8 protein-coding genes are annotated in these 7,071 nt (G+C 63.2%); 6 read left to right on the top strand and 2 right to left on the bottom strand.

Features of this window, described 5'->3' with window-relative positions; all coding sequences use genetic code 11:
* The 6 genes from ACFPN9_RS25415 to ACFPN9_RS25440 all read left to right on the top strand — a co-directional run.
* Positions 1 to 291 (top strand): hypothetical protein (locus tag ACFPN9_RS25415; RefSeq protein WP_377817820.1); only part of this gene is annotated, 291 nt, incomplete at its 5' end.
* A gap of 30 nt (positions 292 to 321) precedes the next feature.
* A complete protein-coding gene (locus ACFPN9_RS25420) occupies positions 322 to 1,047 on the top strand; it encodes a LuxR family transcriptional regulator (RefSeq protein WP_067254560.1) in 726 nt (241 codons plus the stop codon).
* A 236-nt stretch (positions 1,048 to 1,283) separates the two neighbouring features.
* Complete coding sequence (repA, locus tag ACFPN9_RS25425) at positions 1,284 to 2,498, top strand: plasmid partitioning protein RepA (protein WP_067254563.1); 1,215 nt, start codon at positions 1,284 to 1,286, stop codon at positions 2,496 to 2,498.
* Entirely contained in the window at positions 2,498 to 3,523 is a 1,026-nt protein-coding gene (gene repB, locus ACFPN9_RS25430; protein WP_067254567.1) for a plasmid partitioning protein RepB, read from the top strand. Before repA ends, repB begins: the two co-directional genes overlap by 1 nt.
* Before the next feature lie 276 nt (positions 3,524 to 3,799).
* A complete protein-coding gene (gene repC, locus ACFPN9_RS25435) occupies positions 3,800 to 5,029 on the top strand; it encodes a plasmid replication protein RepC (RefSeq protein WP_377817821.1) in 1,230 nt (409 codons plus the stop codon).
* Positions 5,030 to 5,113: 84 nt separating this feature from the next.
* Entirely contained in the window at positions 5,114 to 5,401 is a 288-nt protein-coding gene (locus tag ACFPN9_RS25440; RefSeq protein ID WP_067254575.1) for a hypothetical protein, read from the top strand.
* A 399-nt stretch (positions 5,402 to 5,800) separates the two neighbouring features.
* Here ACFPN9_RS25440 and ACFPN9_RS25445 read toward each other — a convergent pair whose 3' ends face one another.
* Positions 5,801 to 6,022 carry a hypothetical protein gene (locus ACFPN9_RS25445; protein WP_067254579.1) on the bottom strand — a complete coding sequence of 74 codons (222 nt, stop codon included), beginning with the start codon at positions 6,020 to 6,022 and terminating at the stop codon, positions 5,801 to 5,803.
* A 57-nt stretch (positions 6,023 to 6,079) separates the two neighbouring features.
* Positions 6,080 to 6,988 (bottom strand): tyrosine-type recombinase/integrase, encoded by a 909-nt coding sequence (locus tag ACFPN9_RS25450; RefSeq protein ID WP_377817822.1) that lies wholly within the window; start codon positions 6,986 to 6,988, stop codon positions 6,080 to 6,082.
* Positions 6,989 to 7,071: the final 83 nt, after the last annotated feature.

The following is a 7,071-nucleotide window of genomic DNA, read 5'->3' on the forward strand; positions in this document are numbered from 1 at the left end:
GGGGATCTCTCGGTTCAGGGTTGGCGTTCACAACCCAAACCTAACCGGCAATCGCCGGTGACCACCGTCAGCTACACCACGCTATGGGACACGACCGGCGCGGGTCAGTTCGACGACCTGCATGGCCACCTCCGAATCGTTGATCTGGAGCCAACCAATCAGACGCAGGCTCTGAACGAACCTGTCGGATCTGACAGGGTGGATTCGCTCAAAGGTTGTGGCCGCGCTATCGCCATATCTTTCCGGCAAATGCCATCCGCATCGATCGCGAGAGGATCATCAGGCGCGTGAAGCAAGGCGCCGCAACACAACGGAGACCCGATGAAATCGGTGGAAATGGCTTATCAAGAGCTGGTCGACGGTCTGCACTCGTCGGACGCGGAAGCGGAGTTCGGGCGCGTCGGCCAACGTGTCGCCGAGAGCATGGGGTTCCGGTACTTCGCCTATCTCGGCTTTGGCGAAGCCGATCCAGTCTTGATCTCGTCCTATCCCAAGCGCTGGAGCGAGCATTATTTTGCGGAGGGCTACCAGGACGTCGATCCCGTGGTCGCCTTCGCTCGAAGCGGGCGCGCAACACTGCAGTGGACCCGCGAAGCCGCGCGTCAGTTTCCGCTGCGCGCCCAGAAGCGCCTTTTCGACGACGCAGACGAGTTTGGCATCCGCCATGGCGTCTCTGTCGCGATCGCCGGCGGCTTCAATCGGTTCGCCGCCTTCACCTTCGCGGTCGACGAAGTCAGCTCAGCTCATGGGAGGATGGTCACCGAAGCGAACGACATCGTCCAACTGATCGGGCTGACATTTCACGCGCACGCCGATGCGAAATTGGGGCTGCGGTCTCCGCCCAATGACGCGGTGCCGTTGACCCAGCGCGAGAGGGAATGCCTCACATGGGCTGCTCGGGGAAAATCGATGGAGGCGACCGCCATGATCATGGGGATCACGCCGCGGGCGATTAAGTTTCACCTTGATAACGCCCGGGCGAACCTCGGAGCGGAGACGTTGCCGCAGGCTGTCGCCAATGCGCTCAAAGCACGGTGGATTGCCTGATCGGTTTCAACAATCTCCCATTTGCGCTCGAGCTGAAGGCACGGCCTCCAGAACGTAAGCACCTGAGAACCTATTCTAATTCCTCGGGGCGGACGTGAAATGGACCACGTCGTCCAGCGCCATTAAGTATCTGTTAACCTTAAATCTCTGGACGGCAGGCGAGAATCATGGCCAACATTTGTCGGGCGTAGGGCGATAAAACGTACCTAGCCCGACAATGGGGTTCAGAATCGACAATGATGCCGCAGGCGTTGACCACAATGCAGGGCGAGGATCCTGCGGACAAGATCGTCCGGCACGCCGGCATGCTCTCGGATCATCTGCAGGCACGGCGCAAGCAGATGTATCCGCCCAACGCGCAAAAGAGCCTCAGGCATTTCATGATACATGAAGTGTCCAGGCTGACGTCGATTCCTGAGTCGACCCTCAAGCTGATGTCGAATGAAGGCAAGGGCCCCGTCCCTGCCCGGCTCGAGAACAATCACCGCGCCTACACGCTGGCGCAGATCAACGCGCTTCGCGCGTTGTTCGCAGCGCAGCGCCCCGCTGAAGCCTTACGATTCCTGCCGCATCGGCGAGTCGGAGAGCATTTGCAGATATTGGCCGTCGCCAATTTCAAGGGCGGCAGCGCGAAGACGACGACGAGCGCCCATCTGGCGCATTACCTGGCGTTGCATGGCTATCGCGTTCTGGCGATCGATCTCGATCCGCAGGCGTCTCTGTCGGCGATGTTCGGCGCGCAGCCTGAAATGGATGTGCAGCACAACGAGACGATCTACGCCGCTCTTCGATACGACGACGAACGCCGCCCCATCGCGGAGATCATCCGGCCGACCTATTTCAGCGGGATCGACCTGATCCCGGGAAACATCGAGGTCATGGAGTACGAGCACGAAACGCCGCGCTTCCTTTCGAAACGCCAGGCTGGTTCGGACGGCATCTTTTTCGAGCGCCTTCGGCTCGCTCTGGCGGAGGTGGAGGACGATTACGACGTCGTCATCCTCGATACGCCGCCATCGCTAGGGTTCTTGACGCTGGGCGCCATCTACGCGGCGACCGGGCTGCTTGTGACCGTGCACCCCGCGATGCTCGACGTGATGTCGATGAGCCAGTTCCTTCTGATGATGGGGGACCTGATCTCGGTGATCCGCGACGCCGGAGCCACGATGAGCCAAGATTTTCTGCGCTACGTGGTGACGCGGCACGACCCGATGGACCAATCGCAGGTCCATGTCGTGACCATGCTTCGCCATCTCTTCACCGAGGACGTTCTCACATCAACCGCGGTTGAAAGCGCGGCCATCGAGACGGCGGGCCTGGCGAAGCGCACGTTGTACGAGCTCGAGCCTGGCAACATCTCAGCAGCGACAGCCAAACGCGCGCGCGAGTCCGTCGATGCTGTCAACGACCAGATCCTCAGCCTGATCAAGCAAAGCTGGGGCCGGACATGATGGGCAAGCGTGCCGGCGGAAAATCGATCCTGGCGAACTTCGGCTCCTTCTCCCAGCCCGACACAGCGGTTCCGGATGTGCCGGGTGCGGACGCCGGTCCAATGGTGGCGCAGCCGCTGGCCCGGGTTGGGGCGGGCGTGATCGGAGCGACACAGCGCTCGCTCACCGAGTTGCGGGAAGAGCGCGACCGCCTCAAGGCGCTTGTCGATGCCGGCGGCGGAGTGGATATCGATCCCAAGCTGATCGACCCCTCCCCTTTCCCCGACCGATTGCCAGATGACGATGATCTCGAATTCGCGGCGCTAAAGACGCTGATCTCGGAGGAGGGTCAGAAGGTCCCGATCCAGGTTCGCCGGCACCCATCGCATGAGGGCCGCTATCAGGTCGTTTATGGGCATCGTCGGTGGCGGGCTGCATCCGATCTCGGGATCAAGGTCAAGGCGACGGTTCTCGCGCTGTCGGATGTCGAGCTCGTCGTCGCCCAAGGCATCGAAAATGCCGCGCGCCAGGATCTGAGCTGGGTCGAACGCGCGCTGTTCGCCAAGCGCATGGATGATGCGGGGATCAGGTCGCGCGATGTCCGAGCCGCTTTGTCCGTGGACGATCCGGAACTGGCAAGGTTTCGAGCGGTTTCCCGGGCCCTGCCGGTTGAGATCATCGAAGCGATCGGTCGGGCGCCGAAGGTTGGGCGTCCTCGCTGGACGGCGCTGGCAGATGCGATCGGCAACGACACCTCGGCTCTCGATAGAGTCAGGAAGGCCTTGTCAGATGACAAGGTCTCAGCGCTTCCGTCGGACGAGCGGTTCAAAGCGGCGTTGGCCGCGGTAACGCCGCCCGTCGCGCGACCGCGCCGGGAGATGAAGCTCAGGAGCCCGGCTGGCAGGGTCGTCGGCAAGGCGATGTTTTCGAACGACGACGTCCGATTGTCGGTCGCATCCGGTCACGGTCAGGCCTTCAGCGATTTCCTCGAAGGGGAGCTGCCGGGACTCATGGAGCGATTTTTTGCCCGAGAGGGCGAGGCGTGATTTCAGCGACCTGCGAAAAGCTTGTCATCTGACAAGGTCGAGCAGGGCGATGGAGGCGGCGAAGGCCTTGGCTGAAGCCGGATGATGGTGCAACAAACTAAGAGGTAGCCAAGGCAAAAAGAAAGGCCCCCGAAACAGCGTCTCGGAAGCCCCTCTCGTTAGTCTGGCGACAATGAGAATCCCACTTCCGCGAATCACAGTCAAGAGTCTCCGTGAGGAGATTGGACGCCGTTTTGGTGCGCGCTCTCGCTTTGCCTAAAGCTGAAGGGCAAAACCATGACGCGACTATCCGTAACGACGCCTTTTGGGCGGCGATCGCTGACTCTTGCCCATGTGGCAAGTCAGGTGGTCGCGAAAGCACGACCGCCGGAGAAGGCGGTCCACAAATGGAATATCTTCCGTGCGATCTGCACCGCCAAGAACGCGCTGGGCGTCCCTGAGCGGGCGCTGGCCGTCCTGGACGCTTTGCTGTCCTTCCACCCTGAAACCGTCCTCACCGGCGAAGGCCTCATCGTCTTCCCATCGAACCACCAGCTCTCCTTGCGGGCGCATGGCATGCCCATGGCGACGCTCAGGCGCCATCTGGCGGCTCTGGTCGATGCCGGGCTGATCGTCCGGCGCGATAGCCCCAACGGCAAGCGCTACGCCCGCAAGGGCAGGGCAGGGGAGATCGAGTTCGCCTTTGGCTTCGATCTGGCGCCGCTCGTCGTGCGAGCTGAGGAATTCGAAGCTCTCGCGGCCGAGGTCGCGGCCGAAGCTCGGGCGCTGCGCCTGGTCCGTGAGCGCATCACGATCTGCCGGCGCGACATCGCAAAAATGATCGCGACGGGGATCGAGGAAGGCGTTCCGACACAGGCAGGTGGGCAGGGGCCGGCCGACTGGGCCGAGATACACCAGCTCTATCGCGGCATCATGATCCGGATTCCGCGCATCGCTACGCGGCAAGCCCTGGAGCCAATCGCCGACGAACTCTCGCTCTTGGCCGACGAAATCCTCAACCTCCTGGAAACGCATATCAAAACTCAAAAAATGAGCGGCAATGAGTCTCAGAATGAGCGTCACATACAAAATTCAAATCCAGACTCCCCTGTTGAACTTGAACCTCGCTTTCCAGAAAGCAGGGGGGTTGGTTTGGAGATCGTGCCGGAACCGAAGCGGGTGCCGGATGGGACGTTCCCGCTGGGCATGGTTCTGGACGCCTGTCCCGACCTCATCGACTATTCGAAGGGCGGAATCGCCAATTGGCGCGACTTCTTGGCGACGGTTGCCGTCGTCCGGCCGATGCTCGGGATCAGCCCAAGCGCCTGGGAGGAGGCGATTGGCGTCATGGACGAGGTCCAGGCCTCGATCGTGGTGGCGGCGATCCTGCAGCGCGGCGAGGCAATATCCAGCGCCGGCGGCTATCTGCGCGAACTGACACGAAAGGCGCAAGCGGCGGAGTTCTCGCTCGGGCCGATGCTGATGGCGCTGATCGGCAGCCGCAAGCGCGAAAAGAAGCGGGCGTGATCGTGATGCAGCGCTGCCACGCTCTGTCTGGATGTTTTGCTCAGGGCTATCGCGGCCTTGCAGACTCCGCCGCGAGGGCTTGTGATGCTCGCAATGGCCAAACTGTCCCGAGCAATACTGACCGTGCTGCTCTCCGGTCGCCACGCGGCACTCGGTGGCCGCTTTGCCCGCGAAAGGGCCGCCAATCTGGCGCGGATCGCGGCGGCCTATAGCCGGGCCGAGCTCGAGGCGGAAAAAGGCATTGGGCCCGCGCGGGCGACCGCGGTCGAGGTCTGGCTGGAAGGGCAGGGACTTTCGCTTCGCGCCGAGCAAACGTGTTCGATGTCTGCGATCGCTGGCACGGAGCAAATTGTTGGGTCGGCAGCGCGATGACGGACATCAGTTTTTGCCCTGCGACCATGTGCCCGCTCTTCGCGGCCGACGGGTCGAGCTGGAGCGGAGCGATAAATGCGCCATGCGAGCGCGAGGGTTGCCGTTGGTTCGACGGACAAGTCTGTCAGGCCGGGCGTGTGGCGACCGGAGAGGTTGCGATGGCGTCAGCCGGGGAAGGGGGGTCCTGGCCGCGATTGAACGATCCGACGCGTCGTCGGGATTTTGATTGTCCGCGAGCGCATCACTGCACCTGGCAACAGCAGTCGCCGGGTGGTTTGTGCGCTCCGCGTCGCGCCCTGGCGCATGGTCTCGATCCCCGGCACTGCCGTTAGGTGGCTACCCCTTCGATGACCGCTGTTCGTGGCGCAGAACGGCCTCAGCCCGCCGCGCCTTCTCCTCCTACCAGCGGGCTTCGACCTGGTCGGCGATCAGATTTTTGTCGATGATGACGATGCGCAGCATGCCGAGCTTGAACGAGACCTCCGACAGCAGCGACAGCTCGTCTTCGGACAGGTCGTAGGCGCCGCCATCGAAGACGGGTACCAAGGCCGCCTTGGCCGCATCGACGGCTTGGTCGAGCTGCGCGCAAAAACGCTCTCGTTTGTCGTCGCTCATCGGCATGGCCGTGTCTCTCGTGGCTGTCCGGAAGCATGCAGGCTGTCGGACCCGAAAGGAAGCTCATACCGCCAGCCGCGCGGCCTTGCCCAGCGCCTGGTCGGCATCGTTGTAATAGCGCGCGGCCTGCTGGACCGAGCGATGCTGGGACTGGCGCATCGCGGCGGGCAGGGCGACGCCGTTGCGGGCCGCCTCGGTGAGATAGCCCGAGCGCAGGCCATGGGCGGAGAACTCAACTGGATCAAGCCCGGCCATGGCGCAGCGCCGTTTCAGGATCAGGTTGATCGCCTGAGGAGTCAGCGCGCGATCGTTGATCGCCTCCCATTGATCGATAGCCCGGAACACCGCGCCCTTCTTGACATCGGCCCGCTCGATCCACTCGCGCAGCGCCGTGACGGGCGCCCCGATCAGCAGGACGCGAGCGTCATCGTCCGCTTGGGTGTTCTTGGTGCGCCCGAGCGCGATCGCCATGCAGGGCAGGCGCGGCGAATCCTTATCATCGGGATCGAGCAGCACATCCGGCTCGACGGTGAGCTGCTCGAGGCGTAGCCGCGCGACCTCGCTGCGCCGGCGCCCACCCGAGCCGAAGGCGACGAGCAGGATGGCGAGATCGCGGGTGTCGGCGAGGCGGTCGGTTTGGCAGGTCGCGATCAACCGGTCGAGGATGTCGCGGGTGATGGCGCGCTTGCTCTTGCGCCGGCGCGGTTCTGCGCTGGCCCGGACCGCCAGGCGCATACCCGTCCGGATCGCCGGCGTGCCGAGCGGGCTCTCAAGACCCTTCCAGCGATGCAGGGTCGCCCAATGCGCCAGGCGGCGCTTCACGGTCGAACTCGCGTGGGGCCCGTCGCTGCGCAGATGGTCGCCGGCGCGCAGGGACGCCTCGACGTCAGCCGGCATGCCGTGCGCGGTATCCTCGGCCCGTCGCGCCGGATCCCAGAGATGATGGGCGATAAATTTCGGGTCTGACGCAATCTCGCTGACGTTTGGGGCTCATGTCGCGCCAATCAGACGCGCCTGGAGAAGATCGATCTTTCCGCGGCCGTACATTTGGCGCT

The sequence above is a fragment of the Allobosea massiliensis genome (assembly GCF_042655245.1).
Taxonomy (GTDB): Bacteria; Pseudomonadota; Alphaproteobacteria; order Rhizobiales; family Beijerinckiaceae; genus Allobosea; species Allobosea massiliensis.

What these genes read in the sequence shown, in the direction of transcription:
- ACFPN9_RS25420 (WP_067254560.1), top strand. Translation starts at nt 322, where the DNA reads ATGAAATCGGTGGAAATGGCTTATCAAGAGCTGGTCGACGGTCTGCAC.
- repA (WP_067254563.1), top strand. Translation starts at nt 1,284, where the DNA reads ATGATGCCGCAGGCGTTGACCACAATGCAGGGCGAGGATCCTGCGGAC.
- repB (WP_067254567.1), top strand. Translation starts at nt 2,498, where the DNA reads ATGGGCAAGCGTGCCGGCGGAAAATCGATCCTGGCGAACTTCGGCTCC.
- repC (WP_377817821.1), top strand. Translation starts at nt 3,800, where the DNA reads ATGACGCGACTATCCGTAACGACGCCTTTTGGGCGGCGATCGCTGACT.
- ACFPN9_RS25440 (WP_067254575.1), top strand. Translation starts at nt 5,114, where the DNA reads ATGCTCGCAATGGCCAAACTGTCCCGAGCAATACTGACCGTGCTGCTC.
- ACFPN9_RS25445 (WP_067254579.1), bottom strand. Translation starts at nt 6,022, where the DNA reads ATGCCGATGAGCGACGACAAACGAGAGCGTTTTTGCGCGCAGCTCGAC.